21 protein-coding genes are annotated in these 24,807 nt (G+C 60.1%); 3 read left to right on the plus strand and 18 right to left on the minus strand.

The annotated features are described in order from the left end of the window. Positions 1–348: a preprotein translocase subunit YajC gene (yajC, locus tag FHT87_RS22380; protein WP_007813582.1), complete on the minus strand. Its 348-nt coding sequence runs from the start codon at positions 346–348 to the stop codon at positions 1–3. Between the two features lie 209 nt (positions 349–557). Between yajC and FHT87_RS22385 the strand changes: the two genes are divergently transcribed. Then, positions 558–1,430, plus strand: a complete 873-nt coding sequence (locus FHT87_RS22385; RefSeq protein WP_183804905.1) for an ATP-binding protein — start codon at positions 558–560, stop codon at positions 1,428–1,430. Between the two features lie 133 nt (positions 1,431–1,563). Here the strand turns inward: FHT87_RS22385 and FHT87_RS22390 are convergent, their stop codons facing one another. From FHT87_RS22390 to FHT87_RS22450, 13 genes are all read right to left on the minus strand, one after another. Then, a complete protein-coding gene (locus FHT87_RS22390; protein WP_183804907.1) occupies positions 1,564–3,201 on the minus strand; it encodes a LysM peptidoglycan-binding domain-containing M23 family metallopeptidase in 1,638 nt (545 codons plus the stop codon). Positions 3,202–3,364: 163 nt separating this feature from the next. Beyond that, a complete protein-coding gene (locus FHT87_RS22395; RefSeq protein ID WP_183729757.1) occupies positions 3,365–4,018 on the minus strand; it encodes a protein-L-isoaspartate(D-aspartate) O-methyltransferase in 654 nt (217 codons plus the stop codon). Beyond that, positions 4,015–4,788 (minus strand): 5'/3'-nucleotidase SurE, encoded by a 774-nt coding sequence (surE, locus tag FHT87_RS22400; protein WP_183804909.1) that lies wholly within the window; start codon positions 4,786–4,788, stop codon positions 4,015–4,017. The genes FHT87_RS22395 and surE overlap by 4 nt, the downstream gene beginning before the upstream one ends. Positions 4,789–4,792: 4 nt before the next feature. After that, a complete protein-coding gene (gene serS / locus FHT87_RS22405) occupies positions 4,793–6,076 on the minus strand; it encodes a serine--tRNA ligase (protein WP_183804911.1) in 1,284 nt (427 codons plus the stop codon). Between the two features lie 94 nt (positions 6,077–6,170). Further along, positions 6,171–6,998, minus strand: a complete 828-nt coding sequence (gene tatC / locus FHT87_RS22410) for a twin-arginine translocase subunit TatC (protein ID WP_183729766.1) — start codon at positions 6,996–6,998, stop codon at positions 6,171–6,173. Further along, complete coding sequence (gene tatB, locus FHT87_RS22415) at positions 6,995–7,621, minus strand: Sec-independent protein translocase protein TatB (protein ID WP_183804913.1); 627 nt, start codon at positions 7,619–7,621, stop codon at positions 6,995–6,997. Before tatB ends, tatC begins: the two co-directional genes overlap by 4 nt. 51 nt (positions 7,622–7,672) lie before the next feature. Continuing rightward, positions 7,673–7,864, minus strand: coding sequence for a twin-arginine translocase TatA/TatE family subunit (locus tag FHT87_RS22420; RefSeq protein ID WP_132651313.1), 192 nt, complete (start codon positions 7,862–7,864; stop codon positions 7,673–7,675). A gap of 183 nt (positions 7,865–8,047) precedes the next feature. Continuing rightward, entirely contained in the window at positions 8,048–8,770 is a 723-nt protein-coding gene (scpB, locus tag FHT87_RS22425; protein ID WP_183804915.1) for an SMC-Scp complex subunit ScpB, read from the minus strand. Then, positions 8,767–9,627, minus strand: a complete 861-nt coding sequence (locus FHT87_RS22430; RefSeq protein ID WP_183804917.1) for a ScpA family protein — start codon at positions 9,625–9,627, stop codon at positions 8,767–8,769. Before FHT87_RS22430 ends, scpB begins: the two co-directional genes overlap by 4 nt. 25 nt (positions 9,628–9,652) lie before the next feature. After that, positions 9,653–10,666 carry a beta-N-acetylhexosaminidase gene (gene nagZ / locus FHT87_RS22435; RefSeq protein ID WP_183804919.1) on the minus strand — a complete coding sequence of 338 codons (1,014 nt, stop codon included), beginning with the start codon at positions 10,664–10,666 and terminating at the stop codon, positions 9,653–9,655. A 108-nt stretch (positions 10,667–10,774) separates the two neighbouring features. After that, complete coding sequence (locus FHT87_RS22440; RefSeq protein ID WP_183804921.1) at positions 10,775–14,065, minus strand: SPOR domain-containing protein; 3,291 nt, start codon at positions 14,063–14,065, stop codon at positions 10,775–10,777. A gap of 61 nt (positions 14,066–14,126) precedes the next feature. Next, on the minus strand, positions 14,127–15,884 hold the full coding sequence (gene argS, locus FHT87_RS22445) for an arginine--tRNA ligase (protein ID WP_183729785.1): 1,758 nt from the start codon (positions 15,882–15,884) through the stop codon (positions 14,127–14,129). 62 nt (positions 15,885–15,946) lie between these two features. Then, positions 15,947–17,164: a deoxyguanosinetriphosphate triphosphohydrolase gene (locus FHT87_RS22450; RefSeq protein ID WP_183729788.1), complete on the minus strand. Its 1,218-nt coding sequence runs from the start codon at positions 17,162–17,164 to the stop codon at positions 15,947–15,949. A 219-nt stretch (positions 17,165–17,383) separates the two neighbouring features. Between FHT87_RS22450 and erpA the strand changes: the two genes are divergently transcribed. Then, positions 17,384–17,716 carry an iron-sulfur cluster insertion protein ErpA gene (gene erpA / locus FHT87_RS22455; RefSeq protein ID WP_183729790.1) on the plus strand — a complete coding sequence of 111 codons (333 nt, stop codon included), beginning with the start codon at positions 17,384–17,386 and terminating at the stop codon, positions 17,714–17,716. A gap of 120 nt (positions 17,717–17,836) precedes the next feature. Further along, a complete protein-coding gene (gene xth, locus FHT87_RS22460; protein WP_183729792.1) occupies positions 17,837–18,628 on the plus strand; it encodes an exodeoxyribonuclease III in 792 nt (263 codons plus the stop codon). 75 nt (positions 18,629–18,703) lie between these two features. On the opposite strand, the gene exoR is transcribed toward xth, so the two are convergent. From exoR to FHT87_RS22480, 4 genes are all read right to left on the minus strand, one after another. Then, positions 18,704–19,507 (minus strand): exopolysaccharide production regulator ExoR, encoded by an 804-nt coding sequence (exoR, locus tag FHT87_RS22465; protein ID WP_183729795.1) that lies wholly within the window; start codon positions 19,505–19,507, stop codon positions 18,704–18,706. Between the two features lie 19 nt (positions 19,508–19,526). After that, a complete protein-coding gene (locus FHT87_RS22470; protein WP_246698109.1) occupies positions 19,527–19,991 on the minus strand; it encodes a hypothetical protein in 465 nt (154 codons plus the stop codon). Positions 19,992–20,221: 230 nt separating this feature from the next. Then, positions 20,222–21,478, minus strand: coding sequence for an OmpP1/FadL family transporter (locus tag FHT87_RS22475; RefSeq protein WP_183729798.1), 1,257 nt, complete (start codon positions 21,476–21,478; stop codon positions 20,222–20,224). A gap of 390 nt (positions 21,479–21,868) precedes the next feature. Then, positions 21,869–24,712 (minus strand): valine--tRNA ligase, encoded by a 2,844-nt coding sequence (locus FHT87_RS22480; protein ID WP_183729813.1) that lies wholly within the window; start codon positions 24,710–24,712, stop codon positions 21,869–21,871. Between the last annotated feature and the right edge of the window lie 95 nt (positions 24,713–24,807).

Consider the following 24,807-nt stretch of genomic DNA (forward strand, 5'->3'; position numbering starts at 1 on the left):
TTATGCAGCGTCAGCCTTGACCGGCTCGCCCTTCACGCGGACTTCGGAAATTCCGGTACGGACGATGCGCACGCGCACGCCTTCGGCGATTTCGACTTCCACTTCCTTCTCGTCGACAACCTTCGTAACCTTGCCGACGAGGCCGCCGCCGGTGACGATCTGGTCGCCGCGACGGATCGCCTTCAGGGTTTCCTCACGCTTCTTGGCCTGAGCACGCTGCGGGCGGATAAGTAGGAAATACCAGACCACCATCAGCGGCACGAACAGGATGATCATTTCGAGGCCTGAGCCGCCGAAAGCACTCGTGGCGTCAGTTGCGCTCTGGGCAAATGCCGGGGTGATAAACATGCTAAGCTCCTAAGGCTGTGGGCGGCGGAACCCCGCCTCTCTTTTCAAGTCGCCGGACTATAGTTGCAGCCTTGATGAATGCAACAAAAACAGCCGGCAACCGTACCGATTCCGCTGCCTCATAACCTTTCCGCTGTGGAAAGGCCATGCTACCCGGCATTAAAAAAAAGACAGCGGATTATCGCTGCAATCTATGAAGGAGGCACCCGATGGCCGAGGAAATCAATAGCGTTCTGCTTCAGGAGCTGAAGAGGCTCGCGAATGCGGTGGAGCGGCTGGCGGGACCGGCGCCTGCCGCCAACGACTGGAATGCTGCCGACTGTTTCGTCTGGTCCCCCGCCCGCCAGTATTTGCAGCCCGTCAAGCGTCCCAACCGCGTAGCGCTGAAGCTCATCCGCGGGGTCGATCACGTGCGCGATATCCTGCACGAAAATACCGTGCGTTTTGCCGAGGGCTATGCGGCCAATAACGTCCTTCTCTGGGGCGCGCGCGGCATGGGCAAGTCGTCTCTCGTCAAGGCCGTGCACGAAGACGTGCGCCGCGAGAGTGGCGTATCGCTGAAGCTCGTCGAAGTGCATCGCGAGGATATCGCCAGCCTGCCCACACTTCTCGACCTCCTCAAAGATATGCCGCATCGCGTCATCGTCTTCTGCGACGATCTTTCCTTCGACCACGACGATACCGCCTACAAGTCGCTCAAGGCCGCGCTCGATGGCGGCGTGGAGGGGCGGCCGGACAATGTGCTGTTCTATGCCACGTCCAACCGGCGCCACCTGCTGCCGCGTCAGATGATGGAGAACGAACAGTCGACGGCAATCAATCCGTCCGAAGCCGTCGAGGAAAAGGTGTCGCTTTCCGATCGCTTCGGGCTGTGGCTCGGCTTCCACAAATGCAGCCAGGAAGATTATCTGATGATGATCGATGGTTATGCCGACCACTTCAAGCTCGGCCTCGACCGCGAGAAGATGCATGCCGAAGCGCTGGAATGGGCAACGACCCGCGGCGCCCGCTCCGGCCGCGTCGCATGGCAGTATATCCAGGATCTGGCGGGGCGACTGCGCATCCATCTCGACCCCGCTTAGACATTTCCCAACGCGTGTCGTTGTCGCAAACCGCTGCACAGTTTTGCGCGACACGCTTCAAAACGACAAAAGCCCGGTCACCGACCGGGCTTTTGCATTTCCCTGAGACGCTCTACCTGCTCAAGAAATATCGCTATTCAAGAAAGGTCATTGGATTGACCGGGGCCGCATCCTTGCGGACCTCGAAATGTACCTGCGGCTGCTTTACGTCGCCGCTCATGCCCGACACGGCGACCGTCTGGCCGCGCTGGATCTTCTGGCCGCGGGTGACGCTCAGCGTATCGGCGTTACCGTAGACGGTGACGGTGCCGTCATCGTGACGGACGAGAACGGTATTGCCGAGTTCCTTCAGGCCGTTGCCGGCATAGATGACGACGCCATTTTCAGCAGCCTTGATCGCAGTACCCTGCGGAACCGAGATGTCGATGCCGTCATTGCGGCTGCCGTTGACGTTGGCACCATACGCGGCAATCACCTGACCGCGAACCGGCCAGCGATATTTGCCGATGCCAGTGGCTTCCGGAGCTGCTGCGCTGACATCGGACTTCTTCTCGACGTCGTCGACCGTCTGCGTGGCGGCAGGAGCCTTGTAAGGCGCCGGCTGCGCGGAAGCGGTCTGGACCGGAGCGCTCGCGGCCTGGGCGGGCTTTACCTGATCGACCTTCTGCGCCGGGATGGACGCGGTCTTGATCGCATCGGCGGAAGCCGCGCCGTTCGGGATCTTCAATTCCTGACCGATGCGGATCGAACCTGCCGACAGATTGTTGGCCGCCTTGATAGCGTCGATATTGGCGCCCGTCGCCTTGGCGATCTTGGTAAGCGAGTCACCCTGCTTGACCGTGTAAGTACCGACAGCGCCCTTCGGATCCTTACCGGCACCCGAGGGAACCTTACCTGCCGGGTCCGCGCTTGCGACGGTCTTGTCGCGAGCGAAATTGGCGCCTGGAACAACGGCCACCTTCTGTTCCTGGCCCTTCGTCGGCTGCGGCAGGTTGCCGGGCTTGGAAAGGTCAGCGGACTGGGCTGCGGCCTTGGCGGCATTGTTGCCACCATTGAAGGTCGGGATGAGGATCGCCTGGCCGGGCTGTGCGGCGGATGCCGTCTTCAGATTGTTGACGCGCAGGATTTCCTTTTCCGGAACGCCGTACCGACGGGAAAGGATGGCGATGTTTTCACCGGGACGCAGAGTGACGGACGGTGCATTGGCGCCGGACCAGCCGGAGACCTTCGGTGTCGTGCCTGTCGTCAGCGCATCGGGCGCAACCCTCGGAGCCGACGCAGCAGCCGGTGCAATACGATCAGGCTTCGGAGCGGCCGGGAACGGTTGGGCGAGAGCGACATCCCTCTCTCGCTGACGTGAGGAAACCGGACCTGCGCTTGGCGGCGAGAGATCGGAACGCTGAACAGAAACCGGGGTGGATGCCATCCGTGCGTTGGAGCTGACCGGCTCATAGCTCGAACGACCCGGATAGGGCTGGCTCATCCCCTGATTGCTCGCGCCGTAAGCCGGCTGGCCCTGATTGCTCGCGGCATAAGCCGGTTGAATGCCTGAGCCGCCGAGATCGGCGCGCGGCACCGGGTCGCCCTGCGGGCCGTTGAAGCTCCTGCGCGGGATGGAATTTGTCGTGATCTGATCCTGCCCGGAGGAGGAAAACAGACTGCCGAAACGCGTCACATCAGAGCTGCAGCCCGTAGCTGCGCTCGCCAGCAAGGCGACCACCAGAAGATTCCCGGCCGACTTCCCGAACTTCGGCGAAAAACTAAAACGCATGACTCGACCCACTTAGAACGCAACCATTTGTGAATCTATTAAAGCGCGTTAGTGTTACCATGCGGTTAAGGCGCTGGAATCAGTGCTATATTTTTGAGAGCTTGATAACCATAAGTTTGCGGGCGAAAAGTCATAGCCCGCAGGCCCTGGAGCCTTGCCTAGCTTAAAGCTGGGAAGCGAGGCGGGGAACGATCGGCAGATAGGGAGCGTCGAAGAGCTCTTCCCGCTCGAAGCGGCTGCCGGTTTTGGTCAATCGAACCATGCGGCATTCGTTTTCGGATATGATCAGCGGCGCAATCATAGAACCGCCCGAAACGAGCTGATCGGCATAGAAGCGCGGCATGGAATTGAAGGCAGCCGTGACCAGGATACGGTCGAAGGTGCCCTCGCCCTGCATGCCGGCGCTGCCATCGGCCTGACGGATGATGATGTTGCGCAGGCTCAGCGATTCCATGCGGCGCTGCGCCGAAAGCGTCAGCGTCTTATATCGGTCGACCGTGAGCACGCGTTCAGCAATGCGACCGATGACCGCCGCGGTAAAGCCGCTGCCGGTGCCGATTTCGAGCACGCGCTGGCCGGGGCGGACTTTCAGATGATGGAGAAGACGGACGGCAAAATCGACGCCTTCGAGGAAGGAGCCGCAATCAATCGGAATGGTGCGGCTGGAATAGGCATTCTCTGCAAATTGCGGAGGCACGAAGAGCGAGCGCGGCGTCTGCTCGACTGCCGTCAGCAAATCGATGTCGGAAATGCCTTCTGCGCGCAATCTGAGGACCAGCGCCGCAAAGCCCTCCTTCTCGGCCAGTTTCGCCGTCACCCCTTCACTCCGTGTCCGATGGCCCGCGCCACGCGGTCCGTCACGGAATAATCGGTCAGATCCAGTTTCAAAGGTGTTACCGAAATCTTATTATGCTTCAGCGCGTGAATATCGCTGCCCTCGGTAAAGGCGCCGGCGCGCTCGCCGAATTTCAGCCAGTAATAGGGAAAACCGCGGCCATCCGTGCGCGCATCGACCTGCAGGTTGAAAGCAAGCTTGCCCTGCGCCGTCACCTCGACGCCCTCGACCTCGTCGGGACGACAGTTCGGAAAATTGAGATTCAGGAAGGTACCCTCAGGCAGATCGACCGCCATCAGCTTTTCGAGCAGTGCCGGCGCATGCGCCTCGCAAACCTCCCAGGGCAGGATGCGCGCACCATCATCATAGATGTAGGCCTGGCTGAGGGCGAAGGAGCGCACGCCCTGCATCGTGCCTTCAATGGCGCCGGCGATCGTGCCGGAATAGGTCACGTCGTCGGCGACGTTGGAACCGGAATTGACGCCTGACAGAACAAGATCCGGCTTGATGTCGAGCACCTGCTTGATGCCCATGATGACGCAATCGGTCGGCGTGCCGCGCAGCGCATAATGCTTGTCTGAAATCTTCCGGAGCCTGAGCGGCTCCGAAAGGCTGAGCGAATGGGCAAGGCCGCTCTGATCGGTTTCGGGGGCGACGATCCAGACATCGTCAGAAAGCGCTCTTGCGATCCGTTCCAGCGCACCCAAGCCTTCGGCATGGATACCGTCGTCATTCGTCAGCAAGATGCGCATCGTCTCAAGCCGCCCGTTCGATCTTCGTCAGACCGCCCATATAGGGCAGCAAAACGTCCGGAATCGTGACCGAGCCATCCTCGTTCAGATAATTTTCGAGAACCGCAATCAGGCAGCGGCCGACCGCCGTACCGGAGCCGTTCAGCGTGTGGACGAACTTCGTCGCCTTGTCGTCCTTGCCTCGATAGCGAGCATTCATGCGCCGTGCCTGGAAATCGCCGCAGACCGAGCAGGAGGAGATTTCGCGGAAGGTGTTCTGTCCCGGCAACCAGACTTCGAGGTCATAGGTCTTGCGCGAGCCGAAGCCCATATCGCCGGTGCAGAGCGTCATCGTGCGGAAATGCAGGCCGAGGCGTTTCAGCACTTCTTCGGCGCAGGCCGTCATCCGCTCATGTTCGGCAATCGCGCTCTCAGCGTCGGTGATCGAGACGAGCTCGCACTTCCAGAACTGGTGCTGGCGCAGCATGCCGCGGGTATCGCGGCCGGCAGAACCAGCTTCCGAACGGAAGGACGGGGTGAGTGCGGTGAAGCGCAACGGCAGCTTTTCCTGATCGAGGATTTCCTCGCGTACGAGGTTGGTCAGCGTCACTTCCGCCGTCGGGATCAGCCAGCGGCCATCGTTGGTGCGGAACAGATCTTCCGCGAATTTCGGCAGCTGGGCGGTGCCGTAGACAGCTTCGTCACGAACCATCAGCGGCGAGGACACTTCGGTATAGCCGTGTTCGGTCGTGTGCAGGTCGATCATGAACTGACCGAGCGCACGTTCAAGCTTGGCCAATTGGCTGGTCAGAACCGTGAAGCGCGAACCTGACAGCTTGGCTGCGCGCTCGAAATCCATGTAGCCAAGGGCCTCGCCGATTTCGAAATGCTCCTTCGGCGCATGGTTCCAGCGCGGCTTTTCGCCAACGACGCGGGTCACGACATTGTCGTGTTCGTCCTTACCAACTGGCACGTCGTCAAACGGCACGTTCGGAATACGCGAGAGCTGGTCGTTGAGCTCGGCGGAAAGCGCACGCTCCTCCTCTTCGGCAGCCGGCAGCATTTCCTTGATCTCGGCAACCTCGGCCTTCAGCTTGTCGGCAAGCTCGGCGTTCTTCTGCGCCATGGCCGCACCGATCTCCTTGGAGGCGGCGTTGCGGCGGGAGAGCAGATCCTGCGCCTTCTGCACGGCGGAGCGGCGCTTTTCATCAAGGGCGATGAGAGATTGCGACAGAGGTTCCGCGCTGCGCTTGGCAAGGGCAGCATCGAGAGCCTCGGGATTCTCACGGATCCATTTGATATCGAGCATCGTCGTTCCAGATCGTTTCAACAGAAATGAACCGGTCGGAGAAAACCCCGACCGGATGGAAAACGGCAGAACTCAGAGAAATGTCCTGATGCGCTCAGACGCTGTCCGTCTTGGCGACGTCGGAGGATTCACTGGCCTCTTCAAGCGCCTGTTTGGAACGCTGACGCTCCACGAGTCGTGCCGCGTAGATGGAAATCTCGTAGAGAAGGATCGTCGGCAGCGCAAGACCGATCTGAGACATGGGATCGGGCGGCGTCAGAACCGCAGCCACGACGAAGGCAAGCACGATCGCGAACTTGCGCTTCTCAACGAGCCATTGTGAGGTGAGAAGACCGACGCGGGCGAGCAGCGTGGTGATGACGGGAAGCTGGAAGACGAGACCGAAGGAGAAGACCAGCGTCATGATGAGGCTCAGATATTCCGAGACCTTCGGCAGGAGCGAGATCGCCACTTCGTCATGGCCCGGCGCCTGCTGCATCGACAGGAAAAACCACATGACCATCGGCGTGAAAAAGAAATAGACCAGCGCGGCGCCCATGAGGAACAGGATCGGCGATGCGATCAGGAACGGCAGGAAGGCCTGGCGCTCGTTCTTGTAGAGGCCGGGAGCGACGAACTTGTAGATCTGTGCTGCGATGATCGGGAAGGCGATCACAAGACCGCCGAACATGGCAACCTTGACCTGCGTGAAGAAGAACTCCTGCGGCGCGGTGTAGATGAGCTGCGCTTTCTCGACATCGAGGTGAGCCCAGCTGACGGCAAGCTTGTAGGGAAAGACGAGATAATTAAAGATGTGCTTGGCGAAAATGAAGCACGCGATGAAGGCGATGAAGAACGCCCCGATCGACCAGATAAGCCGCTTACGCAGCTCCATCAGGTGCTCGATCAACGGCTGCGGCTTGTCTTCGATATCACCGCTCATGCCTCATCCTTCTTTCTTCTTACGGCCGGCTTCTTGACCTCGGTCGGCTTCTTCGTTGCAGCAGCGCGCTTCGGTTTTTCGACAGGTGCGGCAACAAGGGCCACCGCATCGGCCTTGTCTGCTGCCTTCACCCGCGGCTTGCGCACCGTCTTCGGCTTTTCAGCGGCGACGAGCGGCGCAACGGCTGCGGCGGCAATCGGCGGCGGCGCGGGAACGGCTGGCGGCGTTTCCGGCAGGCTCAGGGACGGTGCCGGTGCAGAGACTTCCGCATGCGGCACGTCCATCTTGTTTTCAGCGCCCTGCTCGACCGGCTTGTCAACCTTCGTCGCGTTCTGCAGATCGGACTTGATCTCGTTGCCCATCTGGCGCAGCGGGTTCATCGCCTCGCGCAGGCTGTTGACCGGGTTCAGCCTCTGGGCGTCGCTGATCGTGCGGCGCACGTCGTCAAGTTCGGCTTCGCGCAGAGCTTCGTCGAACTGGGCACGAAATTCACCTGCCACCTTGCGGGCACGTGTCGTCATCTTGCCGAAAGCGCGCAGCATCGGCGGCAGATCCTTCGGACCGACAACCACGATCAGAACGACCGCGATAACCAAGAGTTCGGTCCAGCCAATATCGAACATGCAAGGCTCCTGAACGGGCGGCGCGGGGGCTGCGCCCTTTCCCGTACGTGATTACTTCGTTTCGTCGGCCTTGTGATCGACGGTCTTTGCGGTTTCAGGCGCGTCTTCGTCGTTCATGCCCTTCTTAAAGCTCTTGATGCCCTTGGCAACGTCGCCCATCAGTTCCGGGATCTTGCCGCGACCGAACAACAAAAGCACGATGACCAAAACGATCAACCAGTGCCACATGCTAAAAGAACCCATTACGCATACTCCCTGTTTCGGTATTCCCTCGATGTAAGAATTTCCGATCCGGTTTCCAACATCAATCCTTCTGGACTGAGCTTAATGTCACGGTATCGGCCTTTGTGACAAGCCATTCATCCATCGAAAAGTCATGATTGACATTGTTTTGCGAGGGCGTGGCAAAAGCAAGACCAACCTTCATCATTCCTCGGAGGCGCCACCCGGGGCGAGCAGTCCAAGCTCTTCAAGGTCCAGTTGTGTAATTGGATCCTCGTCCTCGGTCAGTTCGTCGTTCATGAGGGGCGACGGAATGTTGAAATTGGCGGGGATCCGGCCGGACAACAGGCCGGCGCCCTTCAGTTCTTCAAGACCAGGCAGGTCGCGCAATTCCTCAAGGCCGAAATGATCGAGGAAATCCCGCGTCGTGCCGAGCGTCACCGGCCGGCCCGGCGTGCGACGGCGGCCGCGGAAACGTACCCAACCCGCCTCCATCAATACATCGAGCGTACCGCGCGAGGTCTGCACACCTCTGATATCCTCGATCTCGGCGCGCGTCACCGGTTGGTGATAGGCAATGATCGCCAGCACTTCCAGCGCAGCGCGGGAGAGCTTCTTGACCTCGTTCTCGTCGCGGCGGATGACGAAGGAAAGATCGGCGGCGGTGCGGAAGGCCCAGGCACTGTCGATCTGCACGAGATTGACGCCGCGCGGCGCATACTGCTCCTTCAGGCGCAGCATGATCTCGTGCGCATCAAACCCCTTCGGCAGGCGTTCGATGATGAAACCTTCGGATACCGGCTGGGCGGATGCGAAAACCAGCGCTTCAGCTATGCGCTCCGCTTCGATCTCGGCCCGTAGATCGCGGGCAGTGTCCTCGCCTTCCCCGTCTTCGCGCTCAAAGTCATCGTCTTCCGCGTCGATCAATCCGACTGCTCCTGTTCGACCACCTGCAGTGTGGCATGTTTCGGGCCGCGGCGCATGTAGATGGGCTGGAAAGCGCCGTCCTGGCGGATCTCCAGCTTGCCCTCGCGCACCAGCTCCAGCGAGGCGGCAAAGGCGCTGGCAACGGCCGTGACGCGCTCGGCGGGGCTTGCGAGGTAACGCAGCAGATATTGCTCGAGCGCCGTCCAGTCGACGATATCGCCGATCATCTGGGTCAGCAGTTCACGGGCATCAGTCAGCGACCAGACGTTGCGCCGCTCGATCGTCACCTGGGTGATAGCATGGCGCTGTCGCAAGGCTGCGTAGGCGCTCAGGAGATCATAGAGATTGGCCTGATAGGCCGACTGCTGGCGATCCGGGATATGTTCGGGCGCGCCACGGGCGAAAATGTCCCGACCGAGCCGGTTGCGGTTGACGAGGCCGTCGGCCACCTGGCGCATCGCCTCCAGCCGCTTCAGGCGAAAAGCAAGCGTTGCGGCCATTTCCTCACCCGAGGGACCGTCGTCCTTGACCTGCTGCGGGATCAGCAATCGCGATTTCAGATAGGCAAGCCAGGCCGCCATGACGAGATAGTCAGCGGCAAGCTCGATGCGGATACGCCGCGCGCTTTCGACGAACTGCAGATATTGCTCGGCAAGGGCCAGAACCGAAATGCGCGACAGGTCGACCTTCTGGTTGCGGGCAAGATAGAGCAAAAGATCGAGCGGGCCTTCGAAGCCGGCGACATCGATCACCAGCGCCGGCTCATGGCTGGCGCGTTCCGAACCGTTCTCCTGCCACAGCTTGTCCATCGGCGTTGACGCCGCCTGGGACCGCTCCGTGCCCTTGATCGTGTTCACCCTACCCTGCCTTTCCGACCTCTTCTCAAGCCGTTGCAAACATGGCGTCGAATTCCGCCCTTATCGTCGCCTCGTCTACAGCGTCGGCGGTCGGGAAGCCGTCCTCAACCAGCCGTGCCCTCTCGCGCGCAAGACCTGCCAGCGGCGGAACATTTGCCACGACCTGAAGCATCTCGTCCATATGGCCGTTGCAATGCAGCACGATATCGCAGCCGCCCGCAATAATATTCGCCGCCCGTTCGCCGATCGTGCCGGAAAGCGCATTCATCGAGCTATCGTCCGACAGGAGCAAGCCCTTGAAGCCGATCTCAGTGCGGATGACCTCGTCGATCACCTTGCGGGAGGTGGTTGCCGGATTGTCCGGATCGATTGCCGTGAAGACGAGATGGCAGGTCATGGCCATCAACTCATCCTTCATGGCGATAAAGGGCGGGAAGTCGTGAACTTGCAGTTCTTCGCGCGATACCGTGACGACCGGCAGCTCCAGATGCGAATCCGCAAAGCCGCGCCCGTGGCCCGGCATGTGCTTCATGACCGGCAGCAAGCCACCAGCCTTCAACCCTTCGGAAGCAGCCCGGCCCATTTCCGTGACAGTGACGGGATCGCCGCCATAGGCTCTGTTGCCGATGACGTTGCTGCTGCCTTCGATGGGCACGTCCAGCACCGGCAGGCAATCAACATTGATGCCGAACCTCTGGAGATCGAAGGCATGCAGGCGCGACATCAGCCAGGCGGCGCGCAGCCCAAGCGCGCGGTCGCGGCGATAGAGATCGCCAAGCGCCTGTCCCGGCGGATAGTGCTGCAGGATCGGCGGACGGATGCGCTGAACGCGACCGCCCTCCTGATCGATCAGCACAGGCGCATGCCAGCCGACGCATTCACGCAGCTCGGCAACGAGATCACTGATCTGCTGGGCTTCGGAAATATTCCGCCCGAAGAGGATAAAGCCCCAGGGGCGTTCAGCCTTGTAGAAGGCCTTCTCTTCGTCGGTCAGCTTGAGGCCGCTGCAGCCGAGGATCATTGCTTTTGATTCGGTCATATTCGAATCATAAGGGCCGCCCCGCGAATTGCGAGCAAGGTCAAGCGCGATCCCACAAAAAAGAACGGCGGGACAAGCCCGCCGTGCCGATAAAATTATTCAGAAAGCTCAGCGCGAGATGAGGCAGCTTCCGCCGGCGGAGCGATACTGCTCGCAAAGGGCGGCAGCTTCGTCCTTCGAGCCGGCCGGGATGCGGACGCGGTAGAAAGTACCTTTGCCGGCGATATCTGCCTTACGGATTTCGTAGGCGCGGCCACCGAGCACACCTGCGAACTTCTTCGACAGGCTGGCGTAGGACTTCTTCGCCTCATCCTCCGACGGCAGCGATGCGATCTGGATGCCGTAGCCACCGCTTGCGGCGGCCGGAGCCTGCTGTGCCGGCTGGGCAGCGGTTGCTGCCGGTGCAGAAGCGACCTGCGTCGGCTTCTGCTGAGCCGTTGGGCGAACATTGCCGTTCTCGGTTACCGTGCCGACGACATTGACCGGCTGCTCGGCCGGGCGGGCGGTCGGGACAGGCGCCGTATCGGTCGCCACGGCAGAGGCAGAGGCAGCGTCGGCGATCGGCGTCGTCTTCACTGCGCGAACCGGCGGATCAACCTGATTTGCGTTGGCGGCATTCGCCTCAGCCACCTTGGCCGCCGTCTGAGCTGCAGGCGCAGTTCCGACAGGTGGAATTGCTGTGGAAGCAACCTGATTGCCGGTGCTTGCTGGGAAACTTGCAGCAGATGGCGTCGCAGCCGGTTGGGCTGCAGGGGTTGTCGCCGCCACGTCATTGGCTGGCGCGGATTGCTCGGCAGGCGCGAGCTCTTCGCGAGCGACGAGCGTGCCGTCCGGCTTGACGATCATCGTGCGGACCTTGCGAGGCGAAACGGACGGTACCGCATCGTCGTCGGAAGCGGAGGCATTCACAGTGCTGTCGTGATCGGGCAGCAGGCGCGGATCCTGCGTTTCGCCGACTGCAGTCGGCATGACCTGATCGGCACTACCTTCATTGTCATCGGGCGAAACTTCCGGCGTCAATGTGCGCTGGACGACATCGACCGGCGCCTCATCGGAGGAAACAAGCGCCTTCTGCTTCGGCTCTTCGGCAGCACCTGCGACCCGGTCATAGACAGCCTTGTCCTGGTTCGGCACGGTCTTGCCGCCCGGATTCTCGGGAACGACCTTCACCGGATCCTTGTCGGCGGTTATGACGCGCGGCTCGCCGGAGCTGACGATGCCAAGGCCGGGACCGTTGGAAACCCAAGTGTAGACCCCATAAGCGCCGCCGGCAAAAACGACCAGCATGGCGGCTGCAGCCAACAGACGGCGCATGGAGCGGGCACGGTTGAAATCCGCGGTCTGGCTCGCGGATTCGATATGGACTTCGGAAACATTCTCGCGGCGCTCGACCGGCTCGCGCACACTGCGGCGGAAATCCTCTTCCAGCGCGCGCTCGAAATCATCAAGCCCGTCGGCAAAGACGGAGTTCGCGGGCTTGGCCACAGCAGCGGCCGTTGCAGCACTGACCGGGGATGCCCAAGCCGGGGCAACCGGTGCTTTCTCCTGTCGCTTGGCGGGTTCGAAGAAGCTTGCGATCTCGGCATCGAGATCGAAATCGAAGTCGGCGGTCTTGGCGACCGGTTCCGGATGCTCGACAGGCGGCAGCGTCGGAACATGCATGTCCTCCACCGTCTCGGGACGATCTTCCGGATCGGAGATCATCGACGGATCGAAGGGCAGATCCTCGGTGGATTCGCTTGCCGGCGCCGGCCTGGCATAGCTGACCGGAGCAGGCTGCGGCTCAGGCACGAAAACCGGTGCCGGCTGCGGACGCGGCGCAGGCTGTGCTGCGATGACAGGCGCAACTCGTACGGGTTCGGGCTCAGGCTTCGACTGCGGAGCCTGCGGCTCGGCGAAGTCGAGATCGGCAAGCTCCAGTTCGATACCGGCGAGATCCAGTTCGAAATCGTGGCCGGCAAAAGGATCTTCAGCCTCCAGTTCCGGCTGGCGCGCGACGCCAGGCGCGGGCGCGATAGGCTGCGAGACCGGCTCCACCGGAGCCCGAACGACCGGCTTCGGCGCTTCGGGCTGACGAAGAACGGGCGTCGCACGGCTCATCGGCACAGGCGCAATCACCGTCGGCTGCACGGATGCGCGAGCAACGGGCGCTTCGAACACCGGAGCTTCGAAGACGGGAACAGCAGCAACCGGCGCCGGTTGCTGTGCCGGCGACGCAACGACAGGCTCGGGTGCAGCGGCGACGGGCTCAGACGCAACGGACGATGCAGCGCGCTGCGGTACCGGATAACGGGAGACATCCGCAAGCAGATCGTCGAGATCGAAGGTTTCCGTATCGAAGGCGGGCTCCGGCAACGCTTCGGTGAGCGCAGCATCGGGATGGACATCGCCTTCGGCTGCAGCCGCGATCAGGTCGAAACCGGAGTTAGCGGGCTCAACAGGCTCTTCGAAGGCAGCACTATCTTCGAACGCTGCGACGGGCTCTTCAGGAAGGGCAACTTCTTCGTGGCGATCGATCTCTGCCGGAAAACCGAAGGATGCGGCAACCGGCTCGAAATCCGCAGCTTCAACGGCGGCGACCGGCAGAGGCTCTTCGGCGACATCAGGCACAGCCACTTCGGGTTCGACCGTGAACGCCGGTTCGGCAACAAATTCAGGTTCGGCAGCGAAGGCTTCCACCGGAGCCGGCTCAACAACGGGCGCCTCGATGGCCAGCTCGGTGAGAACCGGTTCCTCGCGGCGCGGCGCGTGGAAATTGGCGATCGGCAGACGAATGCTGGCGGCCGACCATTGCGGCGCCTTCGTCGGCGGCTGAATGGACGGAGCGGCAGGAAGAGCGCCGCCGATGGAAAGCTCCAGCTCTTCGATCAGATCACGGGCGCCGCCATATGCCGTAAACGTGGCCGGAGGTTCGGCAGAAACGGCAACGGGCTTCGTCGGAACAGGAGCCCAATCATCGGTGACAGGCGCCTCCCGATTGACCGCAACCGGTTCGGGAGCAGCCACTTCGGGAGCAATGACAGCTGCCTCCGGGAGATCCGGCTCGACCACAGGCGTCTCGAAATCGAACACGACCGTCGGAACAAGTTCCTCACCGATCGAGGGGACGTCCTCCTGAACCGGCTCGACATAGTCGTAGGCTTCGACTTGTTGTTGAGCGACTGGCTCCACCTGATGATCGGAGTCAGCCGGGGGGCGCGGCGCATCATAGCTCTCGAACTCGCGGAGAAGCTCGTCCTCAAGATTGAGAACCGGCTCCTGCCGCTGAGGTTCATCTACAGTATTGGCCGCAATTCGGGGTTCAAAGCCGACGATACGAGCAAGTTCAGCCAACGGATCATCGTCGGCAAACATATCGTCTTTACCGCGCGTGTCATACGCAAGTCGTTTATCAGCCATGCCCATCCCACTCAAAAACGCAAACACTTCAATGCCAGCGCATTGTGGGGAAATGGTGACGTTATCGCATTTCGTCCGGTGCGGCAGTGCCTGTAATGGCAAGTCCCGACTTCAAAACCGACGCGACGGCGTACACCAGCCCAAGTCTGGCAATACTCGATTCTCGGTTCTTATCGTTAACAAATCGTAATTCAGTCTGATCTTTACCTTTGTTCCAGTGCGCGTGGAAGGCGCTGGCAAGATCATAGAGGTAAAAAGCGATGCGATGCGGCTCTTGAGACTGGGCTGCACTTTCAACGATTCGCGGGAATTCCGCGGCCTTGGCAATCAGCTGCAATTCGGCGGAATCGCTAATGCCTGCAACGGATTGCGCCAAAAGCTCCGGCGTCGGGGCAAGATCCGGGAATGCTTCCTTCGCCTGACGGAAGACCGACATGCAGCGGGCATGCGCATACTGTACGTAAAAGACCGGATTATCTTTGGATTGCTCCGTTACTTTGGCGAAATCGAAGTCCAGCGGCTCGGAATTCTTGCGGTAAAGCATCATGAAGCGGACCGAATCACGTCCGACTTCCTCAACCACATCGCGCAATGTGACAAAATCGCCCGAGCGCTTGGACATCTTCACCGGCTCGCCGTCGCGGAACAGCTTCACGAGTTGGCAGAGCAGCACCGTCAGCTTCGCCTTGCCGTCCGAAACGCCGCGTGCAACCGCCTCGAGACGCTTCACGTAGCCGCCATGATCGGCGCCGAGCACATAGATCATCTCGTCAAAGCCGCGATCGAACTTGTTCTTGAAGTAGGCGACGTCGGCGGCGAAATAGGTATAGGAGCCGTCCGACTTGATGAGCGCACGGTCGATATCGTCCCCGACTTCGGTCGAGCGGAAGAGCGTCTGTTCGCGGTCCTCCCAGTCTTCGGGAAGCTGACCCTTCGGCGGCGGCAGCGTGCCCTTGTAGACATAGCCCTTGAAGGTCAGGTCGTTGATGGCGGTGCGGATCGCGGCTGCGCCATTGGCATGCAACGTGCGCTCCGAGAAGAAGATGTCGTGATGGACGTTGAGCGCGGCCAGATCCTCACGGATCATCGCCATCATCATCTCGATGGCGCGATCCTTGACGATCGGCATCCACTGCTCTTCCGGCATATTGTGCAGGCGCACGCCATATTCGGCAGCAAGCGATTCCCCGACCGGGACAAGATAGTCTCCCGGATAGAGACCGGACGGGATCTCGCCGATCTTCTCGCCGAGCGCCTCGCGGTAGCGCAGGAAGACGGACCGCGCGAGCACATCAATCTGGGAGCCTGCATCGTTGATGTAATATTCCTTGACGACATCGTAGCCGGCAAAGGCGAGCAGGTTCGCCAGCGCGTCGCCGACGACGGCGCCTCGGCAATGGCCGACATGCATCGGGCCGGTCGGATTGGCCGAGACATATTCGACATTGACCTTGCGGCCCTGCCCCAGACCGGAACGGCCGTACTTGGTGCCCGACTGGATCATCGCGCCAAGCAGGCGCTGCCAGTAACCGACGGAAAGCCTGAGGTTGATAAAGCCCGGACCGGCGACCGAAACTTCGGCGACGTCAGCATCTTCCTGCAGCTTGGCGATGATGATTTCGGCCAGTGCACGCGGATTGGTGCCGAGCGGCTTGGCAAGCACCATGGCAGCGTTGGTCGCGACATCGCCGTGGCTCGCATCACGCGGCGGTTCGACGGCGATGCGACCGAAATCGAGCTCGGATCGCTTTTCCTTGACCAGATCGAGCTGTTCAAGGGCGTTTTTAATCCTGGCTTCAAAATCGGTAAAAAGGTTCATCGCACTCTTCCATGCACAGGCTGTGCCAATAGGATTGCCGGCGGCTGCCGGGCGCCCGCTGCCTATCGCAAATCCGGAGTGTGGTCAAACAATCGCCTGTGGGCACTGATGGCATAAGTGTCCGTCATGCCGGCAAGGTAATCGCCGACATGGCGGGCTTTCGGCGCATCGGAGAGACCGGCGATATGGTCTACCCAATAATGGCTCTGCATCTCCTTGGGATTGGCCATATAGGCACCGAAGAGATCCTTGACGATCTGGGCGGCACCGGCGCGGATGCGCATGATGTCGGGATTCCGGTAGATGCGCTTGAAGAGCATCGCCTTGATCTGCCTGTCGGTTTCGGCCATCTCGTCTGAAAACGTTGCAATCACGTGATCCGCCCTGCGGATATCATCGGCGCTCTGCGGTTTCAGCTCTGCGAGGCGTTTCTGCGCCACTCCGATGACGTCCTCGACCATGCGCGTGATCTGACGGCGCATGATTTCATGCGTGAAACGGCTCGGCTCCAGATGCGGGTAGCGCTCTCTCACCTCTGCCATCAGCCCGGCGAGGAACGGAATTTCCTCCAGCATCTCGAAACTCAGATAACCCGAGCGCAGGCCGTCATCGATGTCATGCGTGTTGTAGGCGATGTCATCGGCGATGGCGGCGACCTGGGCTTCGAGGCTTGCATAGCTCGCAAGCTCCAGATCGTGCAACTCGCAATAGTCGAGAATCGGCTGCGGCACCGGTCCGCGCGTGCCTACGCCATCGGCGGTCAGCAGCGGGCCGTTATGCTTGACGAGACCCTCGAGACTTTCCCAGGTCAGGTTGATGCCGTCGAATTCGGCATAACGCCGCTCGAGTTTGGTGACGATGCGCAAGGATTGGGCATTGTGGTCGAAGCCGCCATAGGGCAGCAGTTCTTCGTGCAGCGCATCCTCGCCGGTATGGCCGAAGGGCGTGTGGCCGAAATCGTGGACGAGCGCCACGCCCTCAGCCAGGTCCTCATCAGCCTTCAGGGCACGGGCAAGCGCGCGGGCGATCTGCGCCACCTCGATCGTATGCGTCAGGCGCGTGCGGTAATGGTCGCCGTCCTGGGCGATGAAAACCTGTGTCTTATGCTTCAGCCGCCGAAAAGCCGTCGTATGGACAATGCGGTCGCGATCTCGCTGGAAATCGGAGCGCGTCGGGCTGCCGCTCTCTGGATAGAGGCGCCCGCGCGAGTTCCATGGATCTGCCGCATAGACCGCCCGTTCGCCATAACCGAAACCCAATGCATGCGTGTCGAAGCTCATTCTTCACCATCACCAATGCGTTGCGACTTGCCCATTGACGCCGCTTTCCGCTCTTCATACCTATAGCCTACAGAAACGGCAAAGAAGCACTTTGTCGACCGCTTCGCCAGATCCTGTCCTTTATGGGAGGATCATGATAAGTTTCTTTGATATCATGCGTTTGAACATCAAACGTCTAAAATGGGTTCTCTCCGGATCTTGACCCCGGCAGGAGGAATAATGACTGAAGCAAATGTAACCCTTTCCGATGCCGCGGCAAAGCGTATCGCCGCTATCGTCGGCAGCGATCCCGGCAAGAGCGCGTTGCGCGTCTCCGTCGAGGGCGGCGGCTGTTCGGGCTTTTCCTACAAGTTCGATCTTGTGGATGCTGCCGCTGACGACGACATCGTCGTCGAGAAGAACAATGCCAAGGTGCTGATCGACAGTCTCTCGCTGGTTTATATGGCTGGCTCCGAAATCGATTTCGTCGACAACCTGCTCGGCCAGTCCTTCCAGATCAACAACCCGAATGCGGTGGCAAGCTGCGGCTGCGGCACCAGCTTCGCGATCTGATCCGACAACTTGCTTTCCACATATAACCGGCCGGAGATTTTCTTTCGGTCGGTTTCCTGTCTTGTCCGCCGGCGCCGGTGCGCGATAAAAGAACGCTCACACGGAGCTAGGATACAAGCCATGAAGATCGCGACCTGGAACATCAACGGCGTCAAGGCGCGCATCGATAACCTGACGCAATGGTTGAAGGATTCCAGCCCCGATATCGTCTGCCTGCAGGAAATAAAGACAGTCGATGAAGGCTTCCCGCGGCTGGAAATCGAGGCGCTTGGCTACCATGTCGAAACGCATGGGCAGAAAGGCTTCAACGGCGTCGCCATTCTTTCCAAGAGCTCGCCTTCCGAAGTCAATCGCGGCCTGCCGGGTGATCCGCTCGACGAACAGGCACGTTTCCTCGAAGCCGTGTTCTCGCTGCCCGGCAACAAGGTGGCGCGCGTCTGCTGCCTCTACCTGCCGAACGGCAACCCGCCGGAAACGGAAAAATATCCCTACAAGCTGGCATGGATGGAGCGTCTGCGCAAATTCGCGGCCGAACGCCTGGAATTCGAGGAAATCTTCATTCTCGCAGGCGACTACAACGTCATTCCCGAGCCACATGACTGCTTTGACCCGAAGGTCTGGGAAAGCGACGCACTCTTCCTGCCGCAAACGCGCGAATCCTTCCGCCGGCTGGAAAATCTGGGGCTCGTCGATGCGGTGCGCTCGGCAACCGATGCGACAGCGCTCTATTCCTTCTGGGATTATCAGGCCGGCGCCTGGCCGAAGAACAACGGCATCCGCATCGACCATCTGATGCTGTCGCCGGAAGCAGCCGACTGCATGACGTCGGCGGCGATCGAAAAGCATGTGCGCGCCTGGGAAAAGCCGTCCGACCACGTGCCTGTCGTGGCTTACTTCGAGTTTGCTGCCTGAGCTTTAAAGCACTTCCGTTTTACGCGATTAGACAACAACCGCTGCGCACTGTTGCTGCTGGAATTGCTCGAAAGCTCAGTCGTCCGAGCCGGTCGCAATCGAATGCGACAGGGATACGGCCGCGCGCCGATCCGCCTCGCTGGCGACCGAGAAAGCATCTTCCTGCAGCGACTGCATCCAGCTGCAATCCTTCGGTTTGCAGCGGTCGAGAGCCGCCGTCATCAGCGCCAGACCGCGGGCAGACTGGCCTTCATCGAAAAGGATGTTGCCGAAGACCGACATGGCGCCGGGGTGGCCGCTCTTGCGGGCCTGATTGAGCCATTTCTTGGCCTGATTGATACTCGCGCTGCCGCCCTCGCCTGCGAGCATCATCTGCGCAAGCTGGAACTGCGCCTCGGGGACGCCGAAGGTGGAAGCGACCTGGAAATAGAGCTGGCGGGCCTGATTGAGATCGATCTTCACGGGGCTGCCGGCAATGCCGTGCTTGTAATAGCTGGCAAGCGACAGCAGCGCATTGATGAAGAAGCCGGTATCCTCCGAACCGGGCTCCACACCCTGCTGTGCGATCTCGCTATAGATCTTGAAGGCTTCGAAATCATCCTGCGCCACGCCGTCGCCGTCGGCATACATGTTGGCGAGCGCCCAGCGCGAACCGGTGTGGCCCTTTTCGGCGGCATACTTATAGGCTTCGACCGCCTCTTCCTTCTGACCGTTCTTGTACGCCTTGAAACCGAATTTGAAGAGATCGAAGGGGCCTGATTCTTTCGTAACGCCCGTCTTGATGTCGAATGCCAGGACCGGACAGGCTAAAGCCAGGGAAACGGCCATCGACATGCTGACCAGCATGAATTTGAACAATCTGAACTCGGACGTTACCATCTTTACCGGTTTCTTTCGTTCATCCCAGACGCTTGGCGGCGGCCTTGTTCGCCGTTCTGCCCGCGCGGATGCATTCCTTCCAGGCGAGCGATCCCGCGGCGGGCTCCAAGGCCCCTTTACCCGCGTCGCTTCCAGCCCCATGCCCCTCTTTCAAAACCAGCACATCCTTGCAAACCATCCGGCTTCCGGCACGGCCCGCATGTGATGCCTGCGGTACTTCCTCTGCGATCCAGGTCCCCACCCGTCCGCCTTCATCGTCTTCGTAAAGAGCAAATGTGACCAAACCGGTATCGCGCCCTTCCCGGGAGAATGAAGCTTCATGCCGGGGGATCGAAAATGATGGAAAGACGTGAATCTGCAACACTGCCGAAGGTGCGGATTTCCGGCCGGAAATGCCTTTAGCGGAAAGCAAAACGGCTGCTGCCGCTGGCTTCTCGCCGCTGCTATCGCACTGTCTGGCGTTAACGGAAAAAATTCGACCCATGCTACTGCTTACACACACCCTACGCTTGTCATCTCCTCGCCCGCCAATATCGCTGCGCCCTCTTTGTGGCGGGAAATGGACAAATTCGCCCCGCCGACACCATACGCGAACCATCGTAAAAAAGTGTTGCTGAATCGTCACAAAACGGGACGAGAAAATGGGATGATTAACGGCGGCAAACAAAAGAAGAGCCCGGCTGGGCCGGGCTCCTCAATTCTTCAAATCAGGAATTAAAACTTGACCTTTATGCTGGTCGACAGCGCGGCAACCAGATCGTTGCCAAAGGAATAGGAGACATCATCTCCAAACGTGACGCCGTCCTCGGTCACAACGCCAGACGAACCGCTTGTCAGCACGCCAACGGCACCAGCGACGCGCCACTCGATATGTTCGGTCGGCGTGAAGGCTGCACCGACGCCCAGCGTCCAGCTATCGGTCTGAGAGCCGTAGCCCTGGCTGGTGCCACGGTCCCAGGTCAGGCTGACCGCGCCTGCCCATTGGTCGTTGAACTTGTGGCCCACACCACCGGTGATGGTCCAGCCGTCGCGATAGAGAAGGTCGAGCGAGGTGAGTTGCGTCGCGCTGGTGCAGGCGACCAAGCCCTTCGTCGATGTTGGGCAAAACGGCACGGACTGCAGTACACTCCAGTTCGTCCACTTCACCGAGCCGAAAGCAAGCCAATCCGGGGCGATACCGCTCTGCAGCTTCAGTTCCAGCGAATCCGGCGCTTCGGCGGAACCGTAGACGGGTGTGATTTTGCCTCCGAATATCGGCACGACCGGAACCTGACGGAGATCAACAGTCCCGGTCAGGTTATCGTACTTGACGCGGCTGTTATAGACGAGGCTCGCACGCATTGCATATTCCGGGATCTCGTAGGCGAGACCGGCACGCCAGCCCCAGCCATTGTCCTCGAGATCGAGGCGACCGATACCATTGCCCGTACCGGTCAGAAGCGGAACCGTAGAAACCAGACGCTCCTTGAAGCCCTCGACTTCCTGATAGAAGGCGCCGCCGATGAAGCGAAGCTGTCCCTGACCGACATCGAAGCGATAGGAGCAGGTGCCGCCATAATTGCGGGTTTTGATCTCCGTCTCGATATTGTTGTTGGCGCCGGCCCAGTTCAAACCGGGATTGGAATGCCCGCCGAATGGCTCAGAATAGTCGACAAGGCAGTCGATCGCATCGCCGAAACCAGCCTTGAAGCCAATATAAGGAACGGTGTAATTCGCGGTATCGTCTGCAGTACTCGGACGGTTGTTCAGATTGCCGCCGCCGCCAATTGACGTATCCGTGTCGCGTACGTCTTTTAGCTTGCGTTGAGGCGTGACATAGATGATGCCCGACTGGAACGAGAAAGGTGAGGTATCGAACAGCTGATCGATATTGTAGCCACCGCGCTCCAGACCGCCCGCGAAGGACGGCGAAGCCAGTGCCGAAAATACGATGAGCGATGTTACGCCCCTGGAAAACATACGCGCTGCCATTGTGTCTCCCCCACTCAAGCAATTGAAGTAATCACACTGTGGTAGTGAACTTAATAAATCGCAACGAAGCGCTCCGCTGCGATGCGAAGTTGCGTTATGGCTAATTTACGTAACTGATTGACGGGCACGTCAAAAAATCAGATAGATAAAATTCTATTCTTCTGCCTGTCAGTTTTGAGGGGTTGATTAGATTCTCATTCCACGAAGAGTGGGAGCTGTATCTAAGTGACAACAGTGGCAGTTTTCGCGTTCAGCATCCCTCAAACGGGTGATATCCACAGGCTAAAGGGTCAAAACAGCGCGTTTCTCACGAATCATCATACTTTTAAAACGCAAAAGGCGCGCTCACGGGGAACGCGCCTTCAGGAATATTATACTCGTTAACCGCGATTACCCCGCTTCGCTAACTCGCGCCAGAGCGGTCCTCAGGCTCTCGATCTGGCCCGTCAGTTCAGCGTGGCGTTCGCGCTCGGCTTCCACCACTTCCGGGTTGGCATTGGCGACGAACTTCTCATTCGAGAGCTTGCCGTCGATGCGCGCGATTTCGCCATCGGCCTTTGCAATCGCCTTTTCAAGGCGGCTCTTTTCCGCCGCAAGATCGATCAGATTGCCGAGCGGCAGGCAGGCGGTCGCTTCTGCGACGACGATCTGAGCGGCACCCTTCGGTGCAGCTTCAGCCAGCGAAATGGCTTCTACACGCGCCAGGCGTTTGATGGCGGCGTCGTGACGGAACAGGCGTTCGCGCGTCAGGCTGTTGGCACCGACGACGACGAGGGGCGCGGTTGCCGATGGCGGCACGTTCATTTCCGAGCGGACCGAGCGGATGCCGGAAACGAGGTCGATCAGCCAGTTGATCTCATCGGCTGCGGCGTTGTCGGCATAAGAGGGCGACGGCCATTCGGCATGGCAGAGAAGACCGTCGCGTTCGGCGCCCTCACCCGCCGTATGCGCCCACAACTCCTCGGTCATGAAGGGCATGAAGGGGTGCAGCAGCTTGTAGATCTCCTCCAGAACATAGGCGCTGCAGGCCTGAGCTTCGGCCTTTGCGCCCTGATCTTCGCCGCTGAAAACCGGCTTCAGAAGCTCGAGATACCAATCGCAGAACTGGTTCCAGACGAAACGATAGAGCGCACCGGCAGCATCGTTGAAGCGGTAGGATTCAAGAGCTTCCGTTACGTCACGTTCCGTGCGGGCAAGTTCCGTCAGGATCCAGCGATTGATCGTCAGTTCGGCGGCTTCCGGCACGAAATGCGGATCGCTCTTCACGCCGTTCATTTCCGCAAAGCGCGTGGCGTTCCAGAGCTTGGTGCCGAAATTGCGGTAGCCGGCGATGCGGGCCGGATCGAGCTTCACATCGCGCCCCTGCGCGGCCATGATCGCCAGCGTGAAGCGCAGCGCGTCCGCACCGTATTCGTCGATCAGTTCGAGCGGATCGATGACGTTGCCCTTGGACTTCGACATCTTCTGACCGTTCTTGTCGCGCACCAGGGCGTGGACATAAACGGTGTGGAACGGCTCGACCGGATTGTCGTCCTCATCCTTCGTGAAGTGCAGCGACATCATCATCATACGGGCGACCCAGAAGAAGATGATATCGAAGCCGGTGACGAGAACGCTGGTCGGATAATAGCGCTCGAGCTCCGGCGTCTTGTCCGGCCAGCCGAGCGTCGAGAACGGCCAGAGGGCCGAAGAGAACCATGTATCGAGCACGTCTTCGTCGCGCGTCAGGATCTCACCGGGCTGGAAGTTTTCCAGCTTGTCCTGAACGAAAGCCTTCATCGGGCCTTCATGCGAGAGATAATGCTGGATAGCAGCCTGCAGCGCCTCTTCCTCGGTCTTCTCGACGAAGACCTGACCGTCCGGACCGTACCAGGCCGGGATCTGATGACCCCACCAGAGCTGACGCGAAACGCACCAGGGCTGGATGTTTTCCATCCACTCGTAATAGGTCTTTTCCCAGTTCTTCGGCACGAAATTGGTGCGGCCCTCGCGAACGGAGGCGATCGCCGGCTCAGCCAGCGTCTTGGCATCGACATACCATTGCTCGGTCAGGCGCGGTTCGATCGGTACGCCGCCACGGTCGCCATGCGGAACCATGTGCTTGTGTGGCTCGATCTTGTCGAGCAGGCCGGCTTCCTCGAAGATCTCGACGATAACCTTGCGGGCATAGAAACGATCCTGCCCTTCGAGGCGATCCCAGGCGCCGTGCAGTGCCACCGGATGATCGAGCCCTTCGAGGAAATCCTCGTTGTCCCTGATGGTGATCGTGCCGTCGACATTCATGATGTTGATGACACGCAGGCCCGTGCGCTTGCCGACATCGAAGTCGTTGAAGTCATGCGCCGGTGTAACCTTGACCGCGCCGCTGCCGGCAGTCGGATCGGCGTAGCTGTCAGCAACGATCGGGATGCGGCGGCCAACGATCGGCAGGATGACATGCTTGCCGACGATCGCCTTATAGCGATCGTCCTCTGGATTGACGGCAATGCCGGTATCGCCGAGCATAGTTTCCGGACGTGTGGTGGCGACGACCAGATAATCGCGGGTCTCCCATTCGGTCGGTTTGCCCTCTTCATCGAAAGCAACCGGATGCTGATAGGTGACGCCCGGCTCCAGCGGATAACGCAGGTACCAGAGATTGCCCTTGATCTCGTGCTGCTCGACCTCGATGTCGGAGATTGCCGTCAGCAGCTTCGGATCCCAGTTGACCAGACGCTTGTCGCGATAGATCAAGCCTTCCTTGTAGAGCGTGACGAAGACTTCGAGAACGGCCTGCGACAGGCCCTCATCCATGGTGAAGCGCTCGCGCGACCAATCGCAGGAGGCGCCGAGGCGCTTCAGCTGGTTGAAGATCAGGCCACCCGATTCGCCCTTCCACTCCCAGACCTTTTCGATGAAAGCGTCGCGGCCCATATCGCGGCGGCCGGGAAGCTGCTGCTCCATCAGCTTGCGCTCGACGACCATCTGCGTGGCGATGCCGGCATGGTCCATGCCCGGCTGCCAGAGAACATCCTTGCCGCGCATGCGCTCGAACCGCACCATGACGTCCTGCAGCGTGTTGTTCAGCGCATGACCCATGTGCAGCGAGCCCGTGACATTCGGCGGCGGGATGACGATGGTGAAGCTGTCAGCACCCGGCTTTGCGTTGACGCCGGCGCGAAAGGCATCGGCCTCATCCCATTTCGCAGCGATTTTCGGTTCGACGGCGGCGGAATCGTAGGTCTTTTCGAGCATTTTCTGACCAATTCGAGGTTCGAGGATGGGCGTTTTGTAAATAGGATGGCTACGGCCAAGTCAATAAAAAAGCCGCCCCGGAGACCGGAGCGGCT

The organism is Rhizobium sp. BK316, from assembly GCF_014193695.1.
Lineage (GTDB): Bacteria > Pseudomonadota > Alphaproteobacteria > Rhizobiales > Rhizobiaceae > Rhizobium.

Coding starts and splice junctions, on each gene's coding strand:
- FHT87_RS22480 (WP_183729813.1), bottom strand. CDS start 24,712: ATGCTCGAAAAGACCTACGATTCCGCCGCCGTCGAACCGAAAATCGCT.
- FHT87_RS22450 (WP_183729788.1), bottom strand. CDS start 17,164: ATGAGCTTCGACACGCATGCATTGGGTTTCGGTTATGGCGAACGGGCG.
- nagZ (WP_183804919.1), bottom strand. CDS start 10,666: ATGACCGAATCAAAAGCAATGATCCTCGGCTGCAGCGGCCTCAAGCTG.
- erpA (WP_183729790.1), top strand. CDS start 17,384: ATGACTGAAGCAAATGTAACCCTTTCCGATGCCGCGGCAAAGCGTATC.
- xth (WP_183729792.1), top strand. CDS start 17,837: ATGAAGATCGCGACCTGGAACATCAACGGCGTCAAGGCGCGCATCGAT.
- surE (WP_183804909.1), bottom strand. CDS start 4,788: ATGCGCATCTTGCTGACGAATGACGACGGTATCCATGCCGAAGGCTTG.
- tatC (WP_183729766.1), bottom strand. CDS start 6,998: ATGAGCGGTGATATCGAAGACAAGCCGCAGCCGTTGATCGAGCACCTG.
- argS (WP_183729785.1), bottom strand. CDS start 15,884: ATGAACCTTTTTACCGATTTTGAAGCCAGGATTAAAAACGCCCTTGAA.
- yajC (WP_007813582.1), bottom strand. CDS start 348: ATGTTTATCACCCCGGCATTTGCCCAGAGCGCAACTGACGCCACGAGT.
- serS (WP_183804911.1), bottom strand. CDS start 6,076: ATGCTCGATATCAAATGGATCCGTGAGAATCCCGAGGCTCTCGATGCT.
- FHT87_RS22385 (WP_183804905.1), top strand. CDS start 558: ATGGCCGAGGAAATCAATAGCGTTCTGCTTCAGGAGCTGAAGAGGCTC.
- FHT87_RS22470 (WP_246698109.1), bottom strand. CDS start 19,991: ATGGGTCGAATTTTTTCCGTTAACGCCAGACAGTGCGATAGCAGCGGC.
- FHT87_RS22440 (WP_183804921.1), bottom strand. CDS start 14,065: ATGGCTGATAAACGACTTGCGTATGACACGCGCGGTAAAGACGATATG.
- exoR (WP_183729795.1), bottom strand. CDS start 19,507: ATGGTAACGTCCGAGTTCAGATTGTTCAAATTCATGCTGGTCAGCATG.
- FHT87_RS22390 (WP_183804907.1), bottom strand. CDS start 3,201: ATGCGTTTTAGTTTTTCGCCGAAGTTCGGGAAGTCGGCCGGGAATCTT.
- tatB (WP_183804913.1), bottom strand. CDS start 7,621: ATGTTCGATATTGGCTGGACCGAACTCTTGGTTATCGCGGTCGTTCTG.
- FHT87_RS22420 (WP_132651313.1), bottom strand. CDS start 7,864: ATGGGTTCTTTTAGCATGTGGCACTGGTTGATCGTTTTGGTCATCGTG.
- FHT87_RS22475 (WP_183729798.1), bottom strand. CDS start 21,478: ATGGCAGCGCGTATGTTTTCCAGGGGCGTAACATCGCTCATCGTATTT.